Origin of the sequence: Tahibacter harae, from assembly GCF_024437735.1 — a bacterium.
Lineage (GTDB): Bacteria > Pseudomonadota > Gammaproteobacteria > Xanthomonadales > Rhodanobacteraceae > Tahibacter > Tahibacter harae.
Genome location: NZ_JANFQO010000001.1, coordinates 1 through 20,317, shown reverse-complemented (window position 1 = coordinate 20,317; position 20,317 = coordinate 1). Strand labels below are relative to the sequence as shown.

Below are 20,317 nucleotides of genomic sequence, written 5' to 3'. Positions count from 1 at the left end.
GTAGCATGGAACGGTCATGATGGATCATCCAGAAATCGCACCCGTACCTGGGCGCATCTTGCTGGCTACTGATCTCACCAGTCAGGGAGATCGCGCGCTGGACCGCGCCGTCCAGCTGGCCCAGGAATGGCATGCGCACCTGCATATCCTCCATGCGGTGAATGCCGCGCCCCCCGCGGTGCCTGCCGGGGTCAATCCCGTCGACTATCTGCAGCGCTATCCGCCTGCCCGCGATGAAGTGCTGCGCGTCATGCGGCGCGAGCTGGGCACCGATGAATTGGGTGCGACGGTTCACGTCGAAGAATATCTGGCGCCTGCACCGGCCATTCTTGCCGTGGCCGAGCGGGAACGCTGCGAATTGATCGTACTGGGTGAATCGCATCGGCGATTGCTGGGGCCCATCATCGAAAGCACGGTCGAACAGGTGGTGCGCAAATCCCCGGTATCGGTACTGGTGGTGCGCAGTCGGCCCCGGCGTCCGTACCGGCATCTGCTGGTCGGCACGGATTTTACCGACGAAGCTCAACAGGCCCTGGTTTTTTCGGCCCGCCTTTTCCGCGAAGCATCCATCACGCTCATGCACGCGTACTCGATGCCTTACGCTTCGCTGCTCGATTCAACGCCCGAAGCGCACGGCTGGGCCGCGCGGGATCTGGATAGACTGCGTGAACAGGTCGATGCGGCGCAGCTTCCTGCCGAGCGCAAGGCGGCGATCCGCATCGCCGCCGAGGCCGGCCCCGCGAACGCGATGCTGCGCCGTTACGTTCTGGAGCAGGACGCGGATCTCGCCGTCATCGGTGCGCATCCGCGTGGGGTTCTTTTCGACGCCTTCATAGGGAACTCGCGCCGGATTGTCGATGCGGTCCCCACGGACGTACTGATGGTTCGGGCTGCCGTTCCTTCTCCCGCACCTTTTGTCGCAAAAGATAAGTAAGCCCGGCCACCGCTTCTGCGGGAACGGTGGATTCAGCAAGCTGTGTGCAGGTTGCCGGCGTGCATCGGCGGCGGGTGCACGCTCCCTGGTTTGTCCATGGCGAAGCACTTGGCTAAAGTGAGGTCATGACACTCTTCCTGCTGCTGCTACTGCCTTTCCTCGGCAGCCTGCTCACGGTGTTTCTGCCGACGCGCGCCCGCACCGTGCTTGCCGGCACGGCGGGGGCCGTAGCGGCGGCTACCGCGGCCTGGGTCATCGCCCTGTTTCCCCAGGTGCGGGATGGCGGTGTCATCCGGCAGACGCTGGCCTGGGTTCCATCATTGGGTATCGACCTCGTCCTGCGCCTGGACGGGTTCGCCTGGATGTTCGCTGTCATTGTCGCCGTGATCGGCGTGCTGGTATGTCTGTACGCCCGCTACTACATGTCGCCGGATGATCCGGTGGCGCGCTTCTACGCGCTGTTCCTGGCATTCATGGGCGCGATGCTCGGCGTCGTGCTGTCGGGCAACCTGGTGCAGCTCGTGGTGTTCTGGGAGCTGACCAGTCTGGTGTCGTTCCTTCTGATCGGCTACTGGCATCACCGCACCGATGCGCAGCGTGGGGCGCGCATGGCGCTCATTGTCACCGGTTCGGGCGGGCTGTGCCTGCTGGCCGGCGTGATTCTGCTCGGGGAAATCGCCGGCAGTTTCGATCTCGACGCGGTGCTTGCGGCGGGCGATCGCATCCGCGCTCATGCACTGTATCCGCTGACGCTGGTCCTGATCCTGCTCGGTGCATTCACCAAGAGTGCGCAGTTCCCCTTCCATTTCTGGCTGCCGCGCGCCATGGCCGCGCCGACGCCGGTATCGGCCTATCTGCATTCGGCCACCATGGTCAAGGCAGGCGTCTTCCTGCTGGCGCGGTTCTGGCCGGTGCTGTCGGGTACCGAGCTATGGTTCTGGCTCGTCGGCGGCACCGGCGCCGTGACCTTGGTGCTCGGCGCCTACACGGCCATGTTCCAGCACGACCTCAAGCGGCTCCTGGCCTATTCGACGATCAGCCACCTGGGTCTGATCACCTTGCTGTTCGGCCTCAACAGCCCGCTCGCGGCCGTGGCCGGCGTCTTCCACATCATCAATCACGCGACCTTCAAGGCCTCGCTCTTCATGGCGGCCGGCATCGTCGATCACGAGACGGGTACGCGCGATATCCGCCGCCTCAACGGTCTGATCAAGGTGATGCCGCGCACCGGCGTGCTCGCGCTCGTGGCCACCGGCGCCATGGCCGGCGTGCCGCTTCTCAACGGGTTCCTGTCGAAGGAAATGTTCTTCGCGGAAACGGTGTTCCTGTCCGCACAGCCATCGGTGGGATGGGTCCTGCCCGTGCTGGCCATGGTCGCGGCGATTTTTGCGGTCGTCTACTCGCTCCGCTTCGGCTACGACATATTTTTCGGGGAGTTATCGACGGATCTGCCGCGGGAGCCGGAAGAGGCGCCGCGCTGGATGCGCGTGCCGGTGCAGTTCCTGGTGCTGATCTGCCTCATTGTCGGCATCGTTCCGGCGATTTCGATAGGACCATCGCTCGCGGCGGCGGCACGGCCGGTGGTCGGCGGAGTGCTGCCCGAGTACAGCCTGGCCGTGTGGCATGGCTTTTCCCTGCCGCTGGTCATGAGCGTCGTGGCGGTGGTCGGCGGTGTCGCGGGTTATTTCTGGCTGCGCGCGCAGCAGGCGCGAGGCCGCTTGCAGAACGCGCCCATCGTTTCCCGCTTTGACGGCCATCGCCTGTTCGAGCGCGCGCTGCTGGGCGTGACCCGCGGGGCGCGCGCGCTGCTTCGCGTGGCCAGCACCCAGCGTCTGCAGCCACAGTTGTTCGTGGTGATTGCCACCGCATTGGTTCTGGCCGTGCTCGCCGTGCGCACGGTGCCGCTGGAGTGGGGCGACCGCGCGCGGTTGCCGCCGTCGCACCCGTTCGTGCTGCTGTGGATCATCGGCATGGTGTGCGCGATCGGCGCGGCGTCCATGGCGAAATACCACCGGCTCGTCGCCACTACCCTGATGGGCGGCGCAGGCCTGGTGACCTGCCTGACCTTCGCATGGTTTTCGGCACCTGATCTGGCCTTGACCCAGATCGTGGTGGAAGTAGTCACCACCACGCTGCTGCTGCTTGGTCTGCGCTGGATGCCCATGCGCAACCAGCAACAGCCAGACCGCATAGGCTGGAAGGACCGCACCCGGCGCGGCCGGGACTTGCTCCTGGCGGTGCTGGGCGGCAGTGGTCTGGCCGCGCTGTCGTTCGCCCTGCTGACCCGGCCCGCGCCGAACAGCATCTCGCCGTTCTTCCTCGACCGCGCGCTGCCCGACGGCGGCGGCACCAATGTGGTCAACGTCATGCTGGTGGATTTCCGCGCCCTGGATACGCTCGGTGAAATCACCGTTCTGGGTGCCGTCGCGCTGACCGTCTACGCGCTGCTGCGCCGTTTCCGGCCATCGCCGGAAAGCGTCGCCCAGCCCCAGCAGCAGCGCGCCGTTTCCGCCGACCGCGACCCCGACCTGATGCCGCCGAGCCGCGATGAAGATGCCGGCGGCTATCTGCTGGTGCCCGCGGTAATCGCGCGCCTGCTGCTGCCGCTGGGTCTGCTGGTCGCAGCGCATTTCTTCCTGCGCGGGCACAACGAACCCGGCGGCGGTTTCGTGGCTGGCCTGATCGTGGCGATCACGCTGCTGCTGCAATACCTGGTGTCCGGAACGCGCTGGGTGGAAGCCCGCACGGGGCTGCGGCCGGCGCGCTGGATCGCCGTGGGCCTGCTGCTCGCCGCGGCCACAGGGTTGGGCGCCGTCGTGCTCGGCTATCCGTTCCTGACCACCCACAGCCTGCACATGAACCTGCCGTGGCTGGGCGAAGTCCATCTGCCGAGTGCGACATTCTTCGATCTGGGTGTGCTCGCCGTCGTAGTGGGTGCCACGCTGCTGATCCTGATCGCGCTCGCCCACCAGTCCATTCGCGGTCACCGCAAACCCGCGGCACCCATGACGGAGGCCCGCTGATGGAAGTCCTGCTCGCCCTGGTCATCGGTGTGCTCGCCGGTTCCGGCATCTGGCTGGTGCTGCGACCGCGGACGTTCCAGGTCGTGCTCGGGCTGGCGCTGCTGTCCTACGCCGTGAACCTTTTCATTTTCAGCATGGGCAGCCTGGTCATCGACAAGCCGCCCCTGGTCGTGCCCGGCCTGCCGGCCAATCTTGAGCACTACACCGATCCCATGCCCCAATCGCTGGTGTTGACAGCGATCGTGATCGGGTTTGCGACAACGGCCTTGTTCCTGGTCGTGCTGCTGGCCGCGCGCGGCCTCAGCGGAACCGACCATGTCGACGGCGAACAGGACACGCCGTGACGACGCTCATGCCCGCCTTGATGATCGCGCCCGTGCTCCTGCCGCTGGTATCGGCGGCAGTCCTGCTGCTGATCGGCGGAAAGCGGGGCCGGTTGCGTTCGCTGATCAACGTGGCGGCCACCGGCGCGGGCCTGATCGTCGCGGCCTTGCTGCTGCGTGAGGTCGAATCCGGCGGCGTCGCGGTATACCTGGCCTCGAACTGGCAGGCGCCGTTCGGCATCGTACTGGTCGCGGACCGGCTTTCCGTGCTGATGCTCGTGCTGGTTGGCCTGGTCAGCACCGGCGCGGCGCTGTACGCCGAAGCCGGATGGTCCCGCGCCGGCAGCTATTTCCATCCGCTGTTCCAGATGCAGCTGCTCGGCCTCAACGGTGCGTTCCTCACCGGCGACCTGTTCAACCTGTTTGTGTTTTTCGAAGTGCTGCTCGCGGCGTCGTACGGGCTGCAGCTGCACGGATCCGGCTGGACCCGGGTGCGTTCGGGCATGCACTACATTGCGGTGAACCTGCTGGCTTCGTCCCTTTTCCTGATCGGCCTGGCCGTTCTGTACGGTGTCATGGGCACGCTTTCCATGGCCGACATCGCCGACAAGCTGCCGCTGGTGCCGGAACGGGATCGCGGATTGCTGCACGCCAGCGCCGCCATCCTGGCCGTGGCGTTCCTGATCAAGGGCGCCATCTGGCCGTTGAATGCATGGCTGGTTCCCGCCTATACCGCGGCCGGCGCGCCGGTCGCGGCGCTGTTCGTGCTGATGACCAAGGTCGGCTTCTACGCCGTGTTGCGGCTGTGGACCCTGCTGTTTTCCGCCGACGCCGGGGCTTCCGCGTACTTCGGCGGCGGCGTACTGCTGGCGGGCGGGCTGTTGACGCTCGCCCTCGGCAGCGCCGGGCTGGTGGCGTCGATCCGCCTGGAGCGGATCGCCGCGTTTTCCGTGATTGCCAGCGCGGGCGTGCTGATGGCCGCCCTCGGCATGCATTCGACCGCGCTCGTCGCGGCCGCGCTGTTCTACCTGGTCAGCGCCACGCTCTCGGCAAGCGCGCTTTTCCTGCTGGTCGAACTCGTCAGGCGCAGCGGCGCCGGGAGCAGTGCGCCCGATCCCGAACCCGATACGACGCCGGAAGAAGACGACAATCTCGACGATGACCAGCTGCCGCTGATCGGCCGCGTTTTCCCGGTCTCCCTGGCCTTGCTCGGCCTGGCCTTCATTGCGAGCGCGCTGCTTGTGGCCGGGTTGCCGCCCTTGTCGGGATTCCTGGCGAAAGTCGCCCTGCTGTCCGCCGCCGCAGACACCGAGGGCGGCATATCCCGTGCCGCGTGGGTGCTGATCGCCTTGCTGCTGCTGTCGGGCTTGTTCAGCACCATCGCCCTGGCGCGGGCCGGCATCCGGCATTTCTGGTCCAGGGGCGGGCAGGTCGCGCCGCATTTGCGCGCCGCGGAAGGCGGCGCCATCGCGCTGATGATCGCCGCGGGCTGCGTGCTGTCGGTGTTCGCGGAGCCGGTAATGCGCTACGCCGCCGCCACCGCGGCAACGCTGGAAGCGCCGCGCCTCTACATTGACGCGGTGCTGCAAGCCCATGCCCGGCCGGGCCCTGCGGCCGCGGACCCCAGCGGAGCATTGCCGCCATGAGGCTGCTGAACACCCTGCTTCCCGCGCCCTGGCTTTCCGGCATGTTGCTGGGTACGTGGCTGGTTCTGGCGCGAACGGTGACGCCCGGCCAGTTCAGCCTGGGCCTGCTGCTGGCCCTGGGCATTCCGCATCTGTTCCCGAAGCTGCAACTGAGCGGGATCCGCCTGCGCCGGCCTGCGGTGGCGCTGCGCTTCATCGCGCGCGTCGCCGGAGACGTAGTCGTATCCAACGTCGCGGTGGCCAGGGACGTCATCCGCTGGCGCTGGCGCAAGCCCGCGTCGCGCTTCGTCGTGATACCGCTGGACCTGCGCGACCCGCTCGGCCTGGCCGCCCTGGCGCTGGTTACCACCATCGTGCCGGGCACGGTGTGGTCGGAACTCGCGGCCGACCGCAGCGCCTTGCTGCTGCACGTCTGGGATGTTCAGGAGGAAAGCGATTTCGTCCTGCAGTTCAAGGCGCGCTACGAACAGCCGCTCCGGGAGATCTTCGAGTGAGCACGCTGCTCTCCTTCGCCATCCCGTTCGCACTCGGCTGCTACGCGCTGGCGTCAGTGCTCGTCCTGTTCCGCCTCGTGCGCGGCCCGCGCGCGCAGGACCGGGTCTTTGCCCTGGACTTGCTCTATTTCCACGCCATCCTCGTCGTAATGGTGATCGGAATGAGCCACCAGAGCGATCACTATTTCGAGATTGCGCTGGCCATTACCTTGTTCGGCTTCGTCAGCACCCTGGCCATGGCCAAGTTCATCCTGCGCGGCGAGGTGATCGAATGAGCGCCGGCGCTTTCTGGATCGAGGCGCTCGCTGCGGGCCTGCTGATCCTCAGTGGACTCTTCGTATTGGTCTCGGCGATCGGGTTTGCGCGGCTGCCCGATTTCTTCGGCCGCATGCATCCACCGGCGCTTGCCTACACCCTGGGCAGCTGGTGCGTAGGCCTTGCCGCCGCGCTGTACTACTCCTTTCTGGAAAAACGGCTGGCCCTACACCCACTGCTGATACCATTGCTGCTGTCCGTCACCGTCCCGGTGACGACGGTAGTGCTCGCGCGCGTATCCCTGTTCCGCGGACGAATCGCCGGCGGTGGCGATGTGCCGCCGACGCTGGCTCAACGTACTGCGCCGGAGTCCAAGCCGGGCGGCGAAGAAAGCTGACGGCGTGGGGGCGGCATGTTTGCCGCGGTGTCGCCGATAGGGCCTTGTGCGCCAACTACTCATCCGACACGGCGTAGCAGCCGCTGGCGGCTGAATTCCAGGCGCGCATGACCCATATTCAGCCGTGGATGAGCGGCGCTTGTCCGCTGTTGCGTGATGCCAGGCGGCCGGCGGCTGAAAATCAATCAACGCGGACAGCTGCGCCGCACAGGCGCGTCTGAATCGGGGTGGGCGGAGACTGAATTTCAGTCATTCATGGCTGAATGGCACTCGTCGCTGCGTGGTTTTCGGGCGTTGCTGCCTGAATCCACCTGGGCGACCAACCCGGAAGCGTGGAAGCGCAATTTGCCGCCGGTCGCCGCCAGCGAACGCGCGTGCCCCGGGTGTCAGTGGATTGCGTTTCCGGAGGCCGGGCAACAGAAAGCCCCGCAATTGCGGGGCCTTTTGGATGCAGATGAACCGCCATCAGGCCGGCTCAGGATCCGCCGCGCGCCGGTTCTTGGCAAAGCGTGCCGACAATCCCTGGCGCAGGCTTTCCAGGCCCTGTCCTTTGCCGGAGACGCGGAGCAGGGCGTAACCCTCCAGCGCGGCGGTGAGGATGTCGCTGCCCAGCGCGATAACCGTGTCGTCAGCGCGTTTGCTCAGCCGTTCCAGGCGCGCCATGCGCGGACGCAACTGGTCGACAGCGCGCAGGTCGGCCTGGGCCTCGGCCACGTTCAGGCTGGGCGGAACCACCTGCGGGTTCTGTTCGAGGATGGTCAGTGTCTGCCGGCAAAAGGCTTCGGATTTGTCGCCCATCTTGGCCAGGGCGCGAACTTCGCCGGGTTGCAGGGAAATCAGGGGTACGAACTTTTCTTCCAGCGTGGCCAGCGCGCCATCGATGGCGGCCAGGTCGGCGTCGGAAAGGGTGAGAGAGATCAGGTTCTGTGCCATAAGTCCTTCCGTTGACGTAGCGGCGGTGCACCGCGCAGCTCAGGCTTACGCTCCTGCGCATCGCCGGGTAAGGAAATTAGCGACTTTGCAAGTGTGTTGCATTATGTACAAAGGTGCTATTGACACCGCGTGCAGGCGCTACGGAGGTAGGGCACGCTCCGGCACCAAGGGCGCCTGATGACGGGCTGGAAGCGCCCTGCACCCGCCACGGCCGGGCGCGTCGGAAGGCGGTGGGGTCTGAAGGGATGTCCGGGCGGAAGCGCCCGCTCCTGTGTGGGATGGCCCAGGACCCCGTGGGCAGCCCTGGCCGGGCCAATGCGCGGCCGTCCGCCGTACGCCAGGCCCGCTCCCCGGCGGGGCATTCAGCTTGCGCCTCGGTCGGGTGCCGCAACAGCTTGTAACGTTTCCCGTACCACCTGCCGGCGTACCCTACGGACCCGTACAAATGTACGTACTCTCCGCCATGGACAGCTTCTGGATCGACCCGCCGCCCGCCAACGACCCGACCCGCACCGTGCGGCTGTGGGATGCGGTCATCGCCCACCTGCAGCCCGCTTCCCGCCGGGTGGTGCGGCCACTGCGCCGCGCCCGCATCCTGGTCCGCACCATGACCGACGTGGACATCGTGCCGGCCGTATGGGGATTGGTGCCCAGCTGGGCCGCCGCGGGCGAGCGCCGCGAGGTGGCCGCGCGCCACGGGCTGCTGGATGCGGAGATGGTTCCCGGCTCCAGCGTTACCGGCGAGCTATGGGCGGCCGACCAGCCACCGCGGCGTTGCCTGATCCCCGCCACCGGCTGGACCGCGACCGGTTCCTTCTCGGTGCTGTCCTTCCAGCCTGAAACCGCCCCTGTCACCTTCGCTGGCCTGTGCAACTTGGTCGTCGTCAACGGCAAGGCGGTCATTACCTTCGGTGTGTTCTACCGCACCAAATCCGTCGACCCCTACAACGGCACGCGCGTTCCGGTCGTGGTGCGCCTGGAAGACCGCGCCCGCTGGCTGCGCTGTTCACCGGGCGAGGCCCGGGGAATGCTCAGGTCACCGAACATGCGTGTGGTTGCCAACGCGGTGCGGACTGCAGGTACCGGGGACGAGGCCTTTTATGGGCCGGGGTACGTCGATACGGAGCTGGCGAGCTGAGTGGGCCAAGTGGTGGATAGGCCTTTTACTGCGTGTCTTATGCAACCGGTCGTCTTTAGCGGGAAAGAGATCAACTCGGGTGTGTTTGATAGACCAAGTCCATCCACTTCGACAGTGGTACTGCCAACCCGGTTACGGCGCACGTTGAAGTCCACGCCTGGATACGCTCGTTCAGGAATTGCATTGTAGCTGGGAGGCGACATCAGTGATCCGCATTGCCGGGGCATCAGTTGAAATCAATCTGGACCGCTGCAATGCGGTGCACGCCCATATTTCCTGCACTTAGGGGCACCTTCTCAAGGTATCCAAAAGAGCGTCGAGCCGTCCCCGCTTCTGCTGACCTGCGATCGGCTGGCAGACAGGGCTGCCATTTCACCCGGCGACTCTCCTCGGCTAGAGTCACAGGCAAACCAGCCTCGGTTCGGGAGCCGACACGATGTCTTTCTCACTCGTTTTATTCGCTGTGCCGAGGAAGACAGAATCGGCACTTGTCCTGGGTTTTCTGCTCGGGCCTCACGTATTCGCTGGTGGTTTTGAAGTCCACCAGCTCACCAATTACAGCGGCGGCAATGGTCGCTGGAGCGATCCTGCAATTGCGGGAAATAAGGTGGTCTGGTACGCGAATCCCACCAGTGGAATAGGGTTGCCCAACTACTTCATCTATGACGCTGTTTCCGGCACCACCACGCAGATCACTAGCTACAGCGGCGCCAATGGCCGCTGGGGCGCCCCTGTGGTTTCGAGTAACAAAGTAGTCTGGTACGCGAATCCCACCAGTGGAAGTGGAGTGCCGAACTACTTCATCTATGACGCCGTCTCCGGCGTGACCAGGCAAATCACCAACTACAGCGGCGGCAATGGCCGCTGGAGCCTTCCGGCGACTTCGGGCAATAAAGTGGTTTGGTACGCGAACCCCACCAGCGGAACGGGAGTGCCGAACTACTTCATCTATGACGCCATTTCTCGCGTCACGACGCAGATCACCAATTACAGCGGCTTCAACGGTCGTTGGAGCGATCCGGCAATTTCGGGCAATAAAGTGGTCTGGTACGCCAATCCCACCAGCAGCACGCAGTTGCCCAACTACTTCGTCTACGACGTCACTTCCGGTATTACCACGCAGATCACTCACTATAGCGGTGGAAACGGCCGCTGGAGCGATCCGGCGATTGCGGGTAACAAAGTAGTCTGGTACGCGAACCCAAGCAGCGGAACGGGAGTGCCGAACTACTTCATCTATGACACCGTTTCCGGCGTCACCAAGCAGATCACAAACTACAGTGGCTTCAACGGCCGCTGGAGCGATCCGGCAATCGCCGGCAACAAAGTGGTCTGGTACGCGAATCCCGCCAGCGGAACAGCCGTGCCCAATTACTTCATCTATGATGCTGTTTCTGGCATTACCACGCAAATCACCAGCTACAGCGGCTTCAACGGTCGCTGGAGCGATCCGGCAACTGCGGACAATAAAGTCGCGTGGTACGCCAATCCCACCAGCGGAACAGGGTTGCCTAATTACTTCATCTACGACGCTATTGCTGGCGTCACCACACAGATCACCAACTACAGTGGCTCCAATGGCCGCTGGAGCTTTCCCAGGATGGCGAACAATAGGGTTGCGTGGTATGCGAATCCCAGCAGCGGATCTGGTGTTCCGAATTACTTTCTGGCGGCGTCTCTCGCTCCGGGTGACACTATTTTTGCAAGTGGTTTCGAGAGCCCGTGATTGGCCGGCACCCGGGCCAGATTCGAACGGCATCGGAAGATGCCAACCCGTGGCACTTTCGACGGCGCCGAAGAAATACCGGGGCGGCGCGATGCCGCCCCGGCCGTCCTCACTCAGGGACCGGTACGGAAACTGGCTTCCAGCATGCCCCGCACATCGCGCGACAGGATCGCCACGCAATCGAGAAAGCCGCAGTGCGAGCGCGGGTCCGGCGACTCCAACTGCGCGTACGTCAGCGCCTCGCTGAGTTCCGCGATGGCCGTCAGCCGCGCCACCATCTCGTCACGCAGGGCTCTGCGCTGGGCCGGCGTATCCGTGGCGAAGACGAACAGCACCGGATCCGCGTTTTCGACGAAGCGGGCGATGGGGTAGAACGAGCCGTGCTCAGACATGGCGCAGCCCTCCCGAGGCAAACACCACAGCAGGGGCGGAGGAGGGCGCCGAGCGTTGGCTAGTGGCTCGGGAACGTGCGTACCGGTCTTCCATGGTCAACTCCCTTTGTATGGAGTCGCCACCCGAGACGGATGCGAAAAGGGTGGCGAACGGTGTGCGGGTTGGCAGACCGGCTACGGACCGGCGAGCCTCGCGGCTCCCCACACACCGCCGCCAGAAAGCGGCAGACGGCGCTGCACAAACTTCGGGCGAAAAAAAACGCCGATGTTCGGTGCGGCGCTGTGTGCACCGTAGATTCGGGCTGCCAAGCCCGGTTGCCGAATTGGCGACAACATGCGGATTGTTTACTTCGGTGGGAGCCACGTCAAGGGTATGGTTATGTCCCGTTTGTAGTCTGCTCTCGAGGAAATCCGCGTGGTCGATGCATCAGGTATGCAGTTTGGATAAGCTCCATTCGCCGCTGCATATGGTTGATGGGGCGTGAACCGCTCCGGCAATTCGGTGGGCTCGTTGGCGTGAGGCACGCTGCCGTGGCGAACTCGTGGAATTGTCGATAATAGGCAGCTTCAGCTTCTACCGACGGAACTTTGCCGATCTGTCCCAGCAATCGAAAGTTGTTGAATCGGGCGTTCCGTTTGAGCGGTGCCAGTTCGGCGGCTTTTGCAGTCGCCCACGGAATCACCTGCCGGACTTCCCACAGAAACGTTTCTCGATGTGTGCGCTTTCGCTTGCGCACTCGCTATCCGAAACTTATTTGGTTCATCGCACGTGCTCTGGTTTGGCTGGGGCCATCTCAGTGTAATTAGGTCGGATTTGTTCAGGTCATCCCTGATGTGCGCATGATTTTGCGCTATATATATAAATATAACGCATAATTAATTTTATATAAAAATTTTAATGAGTGTCAGTTCGATCAGCGCTGTGATGTAAAGAACTCGGCTGCAACAGCAGCGTCATGCATTATTAGATCGCAAAATTCTCTCAGTCGGTCAAATTCAATTACGTCGATGAGAAAGTAACGTGAGCGGTTGCGGTCGCCATCTGGGTAGGCATACTGCACTTCAATCTGAAAATTGTCTTCTATGCCAGACGGCGCAGATTCTAGGAAAAAATCAGTTCTGTGCAGTTTTGTGAAATTGCTACAAACTACAACTGGAAAGTCAAGGCGGCGCGGTGCGTCGAGCTCTGGCCTGCGAATTGATAGCGCAAACGAAGGGCGACTATGCATTGAGACGTGGGCGCCTAGGACTTGGCTCAAAGCCTTGTAGAACGGCTCTTGCTCTTGGGACTTCGCTTCCGTCGCAAAAACCTTGGCGACTTGTGGGCACGTAGAAAGATAGTGGTGGTTTTTTGTTTGAGTACCATCGGCAGCAAAAGCTCCGGTGCTAAGCACAAGCTGTTCGGCTGCGAGCTTATCCTTGTCGGCAAACCAGAATACGGAGTGAGAGTAAATGTACTTGCATTCAACATAAAGTCGAACTACGACGTATCCCTTATGTCTTTCGTTCCACCTGTCTAATACAGGAACAGCTTTCTCCACAATAAGATCGATCTCGCGCGCCTTGTTTTGCGATTGATCGACGTAGTAAGGGCTGACTAGTAGACTCCAGTCATTGTTTTTAAACCATGCTGCAACACGCGAGTGAAGGGAATTTCCGCTACTTTCAATGATTTTATTGGCAATAGTTGGGTCGTACATGGCAGGTGAATAGTGAGCTCAGGTTGGATTCTCTTGCATCTATGTCTGAGTGTTACCTGGCGTAGTTTATGGTCGGAAGCAATCAGAAAGTAGTGATGTGTCGAAAATTGAAATGGCGTCCTCTCATGTGCCAATAAGCGAAAGGATCGATGCGGGCGCTTCCAGCGCAATCTTGGCGCGCGTCAGCGCGACATAGAGCAGCCGAAGCTCAGCTGGGTCATGACCCGAATTCCCCCGATCGAGCGCCGTAGGCTTGCTCCGCATAAAGTCATCCATAAGCCGTACGGATTTCCATTCCCGCCCCTTGGCTTTGTGTCCTGTGGAAATCATAAGGTCAGCGCGATTTTCATCGACGGTGCGGCCCAGAGCCCACAAGAGCCGACGTTCCCCTAGTGATTCGACCAAGTTTACGAAGGTGAGTAGGTACGCCCCTTCTTCGCTTCGTGCGAATTCTGCGACCTCCGCCCAGGTTGTGAAGCCGAAGAAGTCGGGAACGTCACAAGGTTGTCCAGCTTTCAGCGATACAACTCCGCGCAGCAGCGCCTTTAGCTCATTTGTGCCGCCAACTAGATGCGGGGCCTGTCCCGAATTCAGGGCTTCGATGACGGCGTTCATTGTGCTTGCGTTGGATCGAGCTAGCACAGCGCCCGGCTTCACTACTCCGATGTGGCTGCGCACCTTGGGATTGCCTTGGATGGGCGAGGTAGCGCCGAGCTGCCGCAGCACCTTCGACGCCAGATCAGCTATGGCTTGCCCGAACCGGAACGACATTGTCAGCTCAACGGTGGCGTCGGTCTGGATGGTGTCCATAGCGTTGACAGCCCCGCGCCACTCATAAATCTGCTGGTACTTGTCGCCTACGTAAACCATCTGCGCCTCTTGATCCGCCAGTACACCCAGCACCACCGGGTTGGTGTCCTGGGCCTCGTCCAGCAGTATGAAATCAGCACCGATGAGGGGTCTCGAGAGCGCCCATAGTTTGAGGTAGCCATCGTGACCAAGCGGCATCAGGTCGGTGGGACTTACCATGCGGTCCCAGAGCTTCTGTGCGCCGGCTATCGCGTAGGCCTGGACGGTCCGGACTATTGCCGGCGACGCCGCACGCAGAGCACCGTGTGAGGGTACGTGCTCGGGAAGGATGGCTGTCTCGGCGCTTTGTGCGAACCTGCGCACGGTATCCAGAAACAGGAATGCTTGGGACCGGGGGGCGAGAATCAAATCCGACCCGAAGGCTTGCTGCTTCAGGTCGAAGGCTTGAGCGAGTTCGTTCGCATTGATCTTTCCAGTGAGCTTTGATGTAAGGCCACGGTAGCTGGGCGCAATGGCTCGATAGGCCAAGCTGTGCAGCGTCGAGCAATCGACGTTCGCCGGAAAGCCGCCTTGAGTGTCTGCGACGATTGCTTTGTTGAACGCGATGTACTGACCACAATGTCGTGTACTGTTGGCCAGCATTTTCAGAGTGGATGTCTTGCCTGCGCCCGCGTAGGCGTTGATTTTCATGCTACCTCCACGTGCGAAGGCATCCAGCGCCTGTTGCTGTTCCTCAGTTGGCCTCAAACCCGCTCGGCCACGTGGTATGGGGCTTGGGGGCTTCTGAGTTCGGGCGGTGGTGGTTCGTTTGGTAGGAGAGGGGGGCAGTGGGGTAGCCGATGCGCTAATCCGCACTGTCGGCTTTAATTTTTCTAGTGCTGGCGACTGTTTAGCTTTTGCCGCTCGCGCTCTGTTTGTTAGCGGGGGCGAGCTCAGCGCTTCGACTACTTGAGCGGCTAAGCCTGGTGTATGCCGGTTCTTGTGCCTGAAAGTCAGTTCGTGCTGAAGGTCGCGCAGAACGGCGGTATCACCGGCTTTCTTGGCTTTCTTGAAATGGTTTTCTAGCTGTTCAAAGGAGCACGAGACAAACGGCCGTGGTGTCGTAGCATTCATTCGGTTTCGCCTCCCCTAAGGCCTGCCGATGACGTGACGGCGATAATACAAAAAATTCACTGTAAGACATTGTTTTCCGAGTTGGACGCTGTGTGCGCTGCCTCGCAGCAGCTGCCGTTTGGGATGAGAGCTGGTTTGGCTAGCTTCTGGAGGTCATGCTGTTTAGTGCGAAGCGGAGGGGGCCAGTTTTCTGTGCCGTTCCCGGTATATCGCTGTTGCCACAGTGATCGACCTCTCAGGGCTGGCGTTGTGCGTTGCAACAAGCGGTTGCTGGTTTTGCCAAAGGCGAAGGAGATGCCGTCCGATATATCCTGACGGTTTCGGCCTGCGGCCTTTTGGCGCGGCTTCGGCTCTACAACATTTGGAGTCCATCGCATGCCAAGCGGGGGAGTGCGACGATTGATCTCTACCCTGGCTGGCCGCCTCGAATGTTGAGTACGTTTCTGGCTGATATTACCCTCGAATAGCCCAACCCAAGGCCCCCATGTCCGCCGAACCCCACGGAATCGACCTCCTCCCCGTAATCACCCTGCTCGGCGCAGCCGTGATCGGCGCTCCGCTGTTCAAGCGCCTGGGCCTGGGCTCGGTGCTGGGCTATCTGGCGGGCGGCATCGCCATAGGCCCCTTCGGCCTACGCATGTTCACCGACCCCGCGGCCATGCTCCACGTCGCCGAACTCGGCGTAGTCCTGTTCCTTTTCATCATCGGCCTGGAGATGCAGCCCTCGCGCCTCTGGCGCATGCGCAACCAGATCTTCGGCCTTGGGCTGGTGCAGGTACTGGTCTGTTCGGTGTTGCTGGCGTGCATCGGCATCGCGTCAGGCTATCCGGCGGCGGGATCCATCGTCGCAGGCGCCGGCTTCGTGCTGACCTCCACAGCAATCGTGATGCAGATGCTGGAAGAACGCGGTGAGCTGACCTCCGAAGGCGGCCAGCGCATCGTGGCGATTCTGTTGCTGGAAGACCTGATGATCGTGCCGCTGCTGGCGCTGGTCGCTTTCCTCGCGCCGATTGCGCCGGGGGCGGCAGCGCAGGGCGGTGTGAGCTGGAAGGCAATCGGCATAGGCGCCGGCGCCATCGTGGGCCTGGTGGTGGCGGGGCGCTATCTGCTCAATCCGTTGTTCGGCCTGCTGGCCAACGCGCGGGCGCGGGAAGTGATGACGGCGGCGGCGTTGCTGGTGGTGCTGGGGGCGGCGTATGTGATGGAGCTGGGCGGGCTGTCGATGGCCATGGGCGCGTTCATTGCGGGCGTGCTGTTGTCGGAATCCAGTTTCCGCCATCAGCTGGAAGTGGATATCGAACCGTTCCGCGGGGTGTTGCTGGGGCTGTTCTTCCTGGCCGTGGGCATGTCGCTGAACCTTTCTGTGGTGGCATCGAGCTGGCGGCTGATCCTGTTCTTTGTCGCGGCGTACATGCTGGTCAAGGGGCTGGTGATCTACGGTGTGGCGCGGCTGTTCCGCTCGCAGCATCGCGAGGCGCTGGGACGCGCGGTGTATATGGCCCAGGGCGGCGAGTTCGCCTTCGTGCTGTACGCCGCGGCGGGCAATGCCGGCATCATCACTGCGGAGGAAAATGCCCAGCTCACCGCCATCATCATTCTGTCCATGGCGCTGACGCCGGTGGCGGTGGCGCTGTGGAACCTGTTGCAGCGCGGCGCGACGCCATCGGCGGAAGGCTATGCGCAGCCGGCGGACCTGAAGGGCGTGGCCCTGGTCATCGGCTTCGGGCGAGTGGGGCAGATCGCCAGCCAGTTCCTGTTTGCGCGCGGCTATGACATTTCCATCATCGACAACGATGTGGAGATGATCGACGCCGCGCGCGAGTTCGATTTCGATGTGTACTACGGCGACGGCACGCGCCTGGATATCCTGCATGCGGCCGGCGCGGGCCGGGCGCGCGTGGTGCTGGTCTGCGTGGACAAGCCGGCGGACGGCACGCGCATCACCCATCTGCTGAAGGCGGAATTCCCCGAGGTGCCCGTGCTGGCGCGCGCCAATGACCGCCGCCACAGCCTGGAGCTTATCCACGCCGGCGCCGATCTGCAGGTGCGCGAGACGTTTGAATCCGCCCTGGTGCTGGGGGCGGCGGCGCTGGAAAAACTCGGCGCGACGGCAGCGGAGATCGCCGAGATCGACGCGCAGGTGCGCGATCGCGACCGCCGCCGCCTGGCGCTGGAGCTGGCCGAAGGGCCGCAGGCGGGCAGGGCGTTCTTCAGCGGCAAGCCGCAGCAGCAGCCCGGTAGCGCGGACTGAAGCAGGCCGTCGCGGAACCGAAGTTTCCGCCGCGGCTTTGCGCTTAGAATCCCGCGCGGAAAAATGCGCGTGCGAGCCGCTTTTCGCGGCAGGCGCGCTGTTCGGCGATCGCCGCATACCGCCATGTTTTCCGCCACAGCCGGCGGCATCATTCCGTGCTTCACCAGGTTCACAGGGGAACCTTCATGCTGCGTGCTTTTTGCCATCTTCGTGATGAAACGCCATACACCAGCCAGCGGCCGCGCCGCGGCCCGGGGCTTGTGCGGCGGGTGTTCCTGCTGGCTCTGCTCACCGGCGTGGCCCAGGCGGCACCGGCGCTGCGCACCCAGGTCGTGCAGCGTGGCAATTTCCTGCTGATCGGCAACACGCTGGCGCAGGATTGCGGGCCCGGCATGCCGTCGCCGCTGGTCGGTATCCTTGGCCCCTGCGGTACCAACACGGGGGATAGCGCGCCCGATGTGTTCTGGCGCGCCGATGCGCCCGCCGCTGGTCAGGCCCAGGCCAATGCCAGCATCACCGTGGCCCAGGCGCGCAGCTCGGCCGTGCTGCAGATCCCGCCCGGCGCGCAGATCACGCAGGCCTATCTGTACTGGGCCGGCAACCTGGCCTCCGGCACGGATACGGCGGTCACGCTCGACCGCCCCGGCGCCTTCTCGGTAGCGGTTAGCGCGGTCCAGTCGTACCGCGCCGCGCCGAACAGCTACACGGCCGTGGCCGATGTGACCGCGCTGGTGGAGCAGGCCGGCAGCGGCATCTACCGCGTTTCCGACGTGGACACCATTTCCCTCGTCAATCTGAACAACAGCACTGCGGCCACGGGCTGGTGGCTGGTGGTGCTGTACCGGCTGGACAGCGAACCCCTGCGCCAGCTCAGCCTTCATGATGGCCTGGACCTGATTACCGACGGCGCGCCGGCGACGGTTTCGGTGGCGGGCTTCCAGGTGCCCGCCGCTGGCTACAGCGGCAGCGTGGGCGTGGTGGCGCTGGATGGCGACAGCGTCAGCGGCGACCAGTTGCTGTTCAACGGCACGGCGCTGAGCAACGCGCTCAATCCCGCGGACAATTTCTTCAACAGCACGCGCAGCCATCTCGGCGCTGCCGTCAGTCGGGCCGGCGACCTCCCACAGCTCAGCGGCACGGCCGCCAGCCTGTCCGGCCTCGACCTGGATGTGGCCGATGTCAGCGCGCTGCTCAGTCCCGGCCAGACTTCCGCCGGCCTGACTGCGCAAACCTCGACCGATACGGCCTGGCTGGCCAGCCTGGTCACGGCCATTCCGACCACGGCCGCGGATTTCGGCACCAGCAGCCTGCGCGTGACCGATCTCGACGGCGGCGCCGTGCGGCCGGGCGACGTGCTGGAGTACAGCGCGACCGTGACCAACAGCGGCGACGAAGATGCACAGGCGCTGCGCTTTACCAATGCGCTGCCGGCGGAGCTGGAATACGTGCCCGGTTCGCTGGAAGTGACCGGCGGCGCCACTGTCGGCGCAATGACCGATGCGCAGGGCGATGACCAGGCCGAGTTCGTCCTCTCCAGCAACAGCCTCGTTTTCCGCCTTGGCCAGGGCGCGAACGCCGTGCAGGGCGGGCAGCTCGCTGCCGGCGCGCAGACCACGCTGCGGTTCCGCGCGCGCGTCAAGCATTCCAGCGACTGCAGTGTGCATTTGAGTATCGCCAACCAGGGCAACATCTACGCCGACGGCGCCGTCAGCGGCCTGCCCGTCAGCGCGCTGACCGACGGCGACGCGGCCACCGCCGGCACCCAGGCCACCCAGACCGCGGTGGACATGGATTGCCTGACCCTCGCGCTGCCGCCCGCGCCGGCGCACGGCCTGGTGACCAGCAGCCTCGTCTTCTTTGCCTGCAGCGCGGGCCAGTGCACCACCAGTGTGCCCACCGGCAGCAGCGTCACGCTGACGGCTACCGCGGATGCGGGTTACCGCTTTGGCAGCTGGGGTGATGATTGTGCGGCGGCGGGAACCGCGCCGAGCGCCACGGTCACGGTGGACGGCCCCACGATCTGCTCGGCAACGTTTGCCGGGTTGCCGGACCTGAGTCTGAGCGTCAGCGACGGCCGCGACTACGCCCGCTACGGCGAACTGCTGAACTACGGGGTGACGCTGAGCAACAGCGGCACGGGCGATGCGGGCCCCATCACCGTCACCGGCGCGCTGCCGCCGCAGCTGGATGCGGCGCAGATGAGCTGGACCTGCGTGGGTGCCGGAAACGGGGCATCCTGCGTTGCCAGTGGTATGGGGCCGCTCAGTGACAACACCGTTTTTCTGCCGGCGGGAGCGAGCCTGAGCTGGCAAGTGACTGCGCCGGTGCTGATGAATGCGCAGGGCGGCAGCGTGGAGTACACGGTCACCGCCGATGCGCAGAGCGCCGGCGACAGCACGGCGCTGGCGTTGTTCCAGGACGGTTTCGAATCGATCATGGACGGTGTTGGCGTTGATCGCGCGGGTAGCGTTGTCGGATCCAGTCGTGATGGCAACGGCGACGGCAAGCCGTTGCTCGTCGCATGCGAAGCTTCGGCTGGCGACTCGGTCGCGGAGCTCTTCGATGCAGGTACGCCGTTGTTCACGTTGCCCGTACTGCCGCGAACCCGTTCGGTGGTGGAAACCGTGCTGCGTGCTTCGGCTGCGGATGGCAGCGGTTTCCGTGTCGAGCGGCTGAACCTGCAGCGTGCTCCGCGTGTGCGGCTCGTGACGGTCAGCGCGCGCGGCGAGGAACGGGCCGGTGCCTGGGCGGACGCGGAGCCGGGTACGCGGCTCGCTGTTGGCGTCGCAAGATCTGGCAGCCATCCGGCGGTATTGCTCGAAGGCGCACGGCAACCCTTGGCGATGGATTTGCCGGGAGAGGCAGCGATGCGCATTCGAGACGCCGGCTGCAAGCCGTGAGGACCGAATCGCGCCATTTCGGCAGACGGGGCCCGGGCAAGCTGGGCCTTTGCCGCCTGCAGATCAATGGCGTATTCGATACTGCCTGGCTGGCAACGCGCGATACAGTGCTGGTGGCATCACCGCATTGGCCGTTGTCAGCGTGTGCCACCACCGTAGTGTAATGACCCAGCGGTTTCTGCACAGGTCACGCCGCTAATCGATACGCCTCAGCGGGTGTCTTCATGCCCAGCGCCTGATGCGGTCGCCGGGTGTTATAGAACTGGATCCAATCGCTGATCA

The 20,317-nt window shown here is 63.7% G+C and carries 15 protein-coding genes and 1 pseudogene; 11 read left to right on the top strand and 5 right to left on the bottom strand.

Annotated elements, in window-relative coordinates; translation table 11 throughout:
- Positions 1–16: 16 nt before the first annotated feature.
- The 7 genes from NM961_RS00080 (at position 17) to NM961_RS00050 (ending at position 7,072) form a co-directional block, all read left to right on the top strand.
- Entirely contained in the window at positions 17–934 is a 918-nt protein-coding gene (locus NM961_RS00080; protein ID WP_255910094.1) for a universal stress protein, read from the top strand.
- A 125-nt stretch (positions 935–1,059) separates the two neighbouring features.
- Positions 1,060–3,957 carry a monovalent cation/H+ antiporter subunit A gene (locus NM961_RS00075; protein ID WP_255910093.1) on the top strand — a complete coding sequence of 966 codons (2,898 nt, stop codon included), beginning with the start codon at positions 1,060–1,062 and terminating at the stop codon, positions 3,955–3,957.
- Positions 3,957–4,301 (top strand): Na+/H+ antiporter subunit C, encoded by a 345-nt coding sequence (locus NM961_RS00070; protein ID WP_255910092.1) that lies wholly within the window; start codon positions 3,957–3,959, stop codon positions 4,299–4,301. The genes NM961_RS00075 and NM961_RS00070 overlap by 1 nt, the downstream gene beginning before the upstream one ends.
- Complete coding sequence (locus NM961_RS00065; RefSeq protein ID WP_255910091.1) at positions 4,298–5,926, top strand: monovalent cation/H+ antiporter subunit D; 1,629 nt, start codon at positions 4,298–4,300, stop codon at positions 5,924–5,926. Before NM961_RS00070 ends, NM961_RS00065 begins: the two co-directional genes overlap by 4 nt.
- Complete coding sequence (locus NM961_RS00060; RefSeq protein WP_255910089.1) at positions 5,923–6,420, top strand: Na+/H+ antiporter subunit E; 498 nt, start codon at positions 5,923–5,925, stop codon at positions 6,418–6,420. The genes NM961_RS00065 and NM961_RS00060 overlap by 4 nt, the downstream gene beginning before the upstream one ends.
- Complete coding sequence (locus tag NM961_RS00055; protein ID WP_255910087.1) at positions 6,417–6,695, top strand: K+/H+ antiporter subunit F; 279 nt, start codon at positions 6,417–6,419, stop codon at positions 6,693–6,695. The genes NM961_RS00060 and NM961_RS00055 overlap by 4 nt, the downstream gene beginning before the upstream one ends.
- On the top strand, positions 6,692–7,072 hold the full coding sequence (locus NM961_RS00050; RefSeq protein ID WP_255910085.1) for a Na+/H+ antiporter subunit G: 381 nt from the start codon (positions 6,692–6,694) through the stop codon (positions 7,070–7,072). Before NM961_RS00055 ends, NM961_RS00050 begins: the two co-directional genes overlap by 4 nt.
- A 465-nt stretch (positions 7,073–7,537) precedes the next feature.
- Here the strand turns inward: NM961_RS00050 and NM961_RS00045 are convergent, their stop codons facing one another.
- Positions 7,538–8,005, bottom strand: a complete 468-nt coding sequence (locus tag NM961_RS00045; RefSeq protein WP_255910083.1) for a hypothetical protein — start codon at positions 8,003–8,005, stop codon at positions 7,538–7,540.
- Between the two features lie 445 nt (positions 8,006–8,450).
- Between NM961_RS00045 and NM961_RS00040 the strand changes: the two genes are divergently transcribed.
- Together NM961_RS00040 and NM961_RS00035 are read left to right on the top strand one after the other, a co-directional pair.
- Positions 8,451–9,143, top strand: coding sequence for an SOS response-associated peptidase family protein (locus tag NM961_RS00040; protein WP_255910081.1), 693 nt, complete (start codon positions 8,451–8,453; stop codon positions 9,141–9,143).
- Positions 9,144–9,579: 436 nt separating this feature from the next.
- Positions 9,580–10,869 carry a TolB-like translocation protein gene (locus NM961_RS00035; RefSeq protein ID WP_255910079.1) on the top strand — a complete coding sequence of 430 codons (1,290 nt, stop codon included), beginning with the start codon at positions 9,580–9,582 and terminating at the stop codon, positions 10,867–10,869.
- A 113-nt stretch (positions 10,870–10,982) separates the two neighbouring features.
- On the opposite strand, the gene NM961_RS00030 is transcribed toward NM961_RS00035, so the two are convergent.
- The 3 genes from NM961_RS00030 to NM961_RS00020 all read right to left on the bottom strand — a co-directional run bounded on the left by NM961_RS00030 (position 10,983) and on the right by NM961_RS00020 (position 14,461).
- Entirely contained in the window at positions 10,983–11,261 is a 279-nt protein-coding gene (locus NM961_RS00030; protein WP_255910077.1) for a hypothetical protein, read from the bottom strand.
- 914 nt (positions 11,262–12,175) lie between these two features.
- On the bottom strand, positions 12,176–12,961 hold the full coding sequence (locus tag NM961_RS00025; RefSeq protein ID WP_255910075.1) for a hypothetical protein: 786 nt from the start codon (positions 12,959–12,961) through the stop codon (positions 12,176–12,178).
- A 123-nt stretch (positions 12,962–13,084) separates the two neighbouring features.
- A complete protein-coding gene (locus tag NM961_RS00020) occupies positions 13,085–14,461 on the bottom strand; it encodes a UvrD-helicase domain-containing protein (RefSeq protein ID WP_343231894.1) in 1,377 nt (458 codons plus the stop codon).
- Between the two features lie 907 nt (positions 14,462–15,368).
- Between NM961_RS00020 and NM961_RS00015 the strand changes: the two are divergent.
- Together NM961_RS00015 and NM961_RS00010 are read left to right on the top strand one after the other, a co-directional pair.
- Positions 15,369–17,072 (top strand): annotated as a pseudogene (locus NM961_RS00015) (monovalent cation:proton antiporter-2 (CPA2) family protein); the annotation flags it as partial.
- A 248-nt stretch (positions 17,073–17,320) separates the two neighbouring features.
- The gene (locus NM961_RS00010) at positions 17,321–20,035 is read left to right on the top strand and encodes an InlB B-repeat-containing protein (RefSeq protein ID WP_255910071.1); all 2,715 of its coding nucleotides are present in this window, start codon (positions 17,321–17,323) and stop codon (positions 20,033–20,035) included.
- A 187-nt stretch (positions 20,036–20,222) separates the two neighbouring features.
- On the opposite strand, the gene NM961_RS00005 is transcribed toward NM961_RS00010, so the two are convergent.
- A complete protein-coding gene (locus NM961_RS00005; RefSeq protein ID WP_255910650.1) occupies positions 20,223–20,315 on the bottom strand; it encodes an integrase core domain-containing protein in 93 nt (30 codons plus the stop codon).
- Positions 20,316–20,317 lie beyond the last annotated feature (2 nt).

Coding starts and splice junctions, on each gene's coding strand:
- NM961_RS00080 (WP_255910094.1), top strand. CDS start 17: ATGATGGATCATCCAGAAATCGCACCCGTACCTGGGCGCATCTTGCTG.
- NM961_RS00075 (WP_255910093.1), top strand. CDS start 1,060: ATGACACTCTTCCTGCTGCTGCTACTGCCTTTCCTCGGCAGCCTGCTC.
- NM961_RS00070 (WP_255910092.1), top strand. CDS start 3,957: ATGGAAGTCCTGCTCGCCCTGGTCATCGGTGTGCTCGCCGGTTCCGGC.
- NM961_RS00060 (WP_255910089.1), top strand. CDS start 5,923: ATGAGGCTGCTGAACACCCTGCTTCCCGCGCCCTGGCTTTCCGGCATG.
- NM961_RS00050 (WP_255910085.1), top strand. CDS start 6,692: ATGAGCGCCGGCGCTTTCTGGATCGAGGCGCTCGCTGCGGGCCTGCTG.
- NM961_RS00045 (WP_255910083.1), bottom strand. CDS start 8,005: ATGGCACAGAACCTGATCTCTCTCACCCTTTCCGACGCCGACCTGGCC.
- NM961_RS00040 (WP_255910081.1), top strand. CDS start 8,451: ATGTACGTACTCTCCGCCATGGACAGCTTCTGGATCGACCCGCCGCCC.
- NM961_RS00035 (WP_255910079.1), top strand. CDS start 9,580: ATGTCTTTCTCACTCGTTTTATTCGCTGTGCCGAGGAAGACAGAATCG.
- NM961_RS00030 (WP_255910077.1), bottom strand. CDS start 11,261: ATGTCTGAGCACGGCTCGTTCTACCCCATCGCCCGCTTCGTCGAAAAC.
- NM961_RS00025 (WP_255910075.1), bottom strand. CDS start 12,961: ATGTACGACCCAACTATTGCCAATAAAATCATTGAAAGTAGCGGAAAT.
- NM961_RS00020 (WP_343231894.1), bottom strand. CDS start 14,461: ATGAAAATCAACGCCTACGCGGGCGCAGGCAAGACATCCACTCTGAAA.
- NM961_RS00010 (WP_255910071.1), top strand. CDS start 17,321: ATGCTGCGTGCTTTTTGCCATCTTCGTGATGAAACGCCATACACCAGC.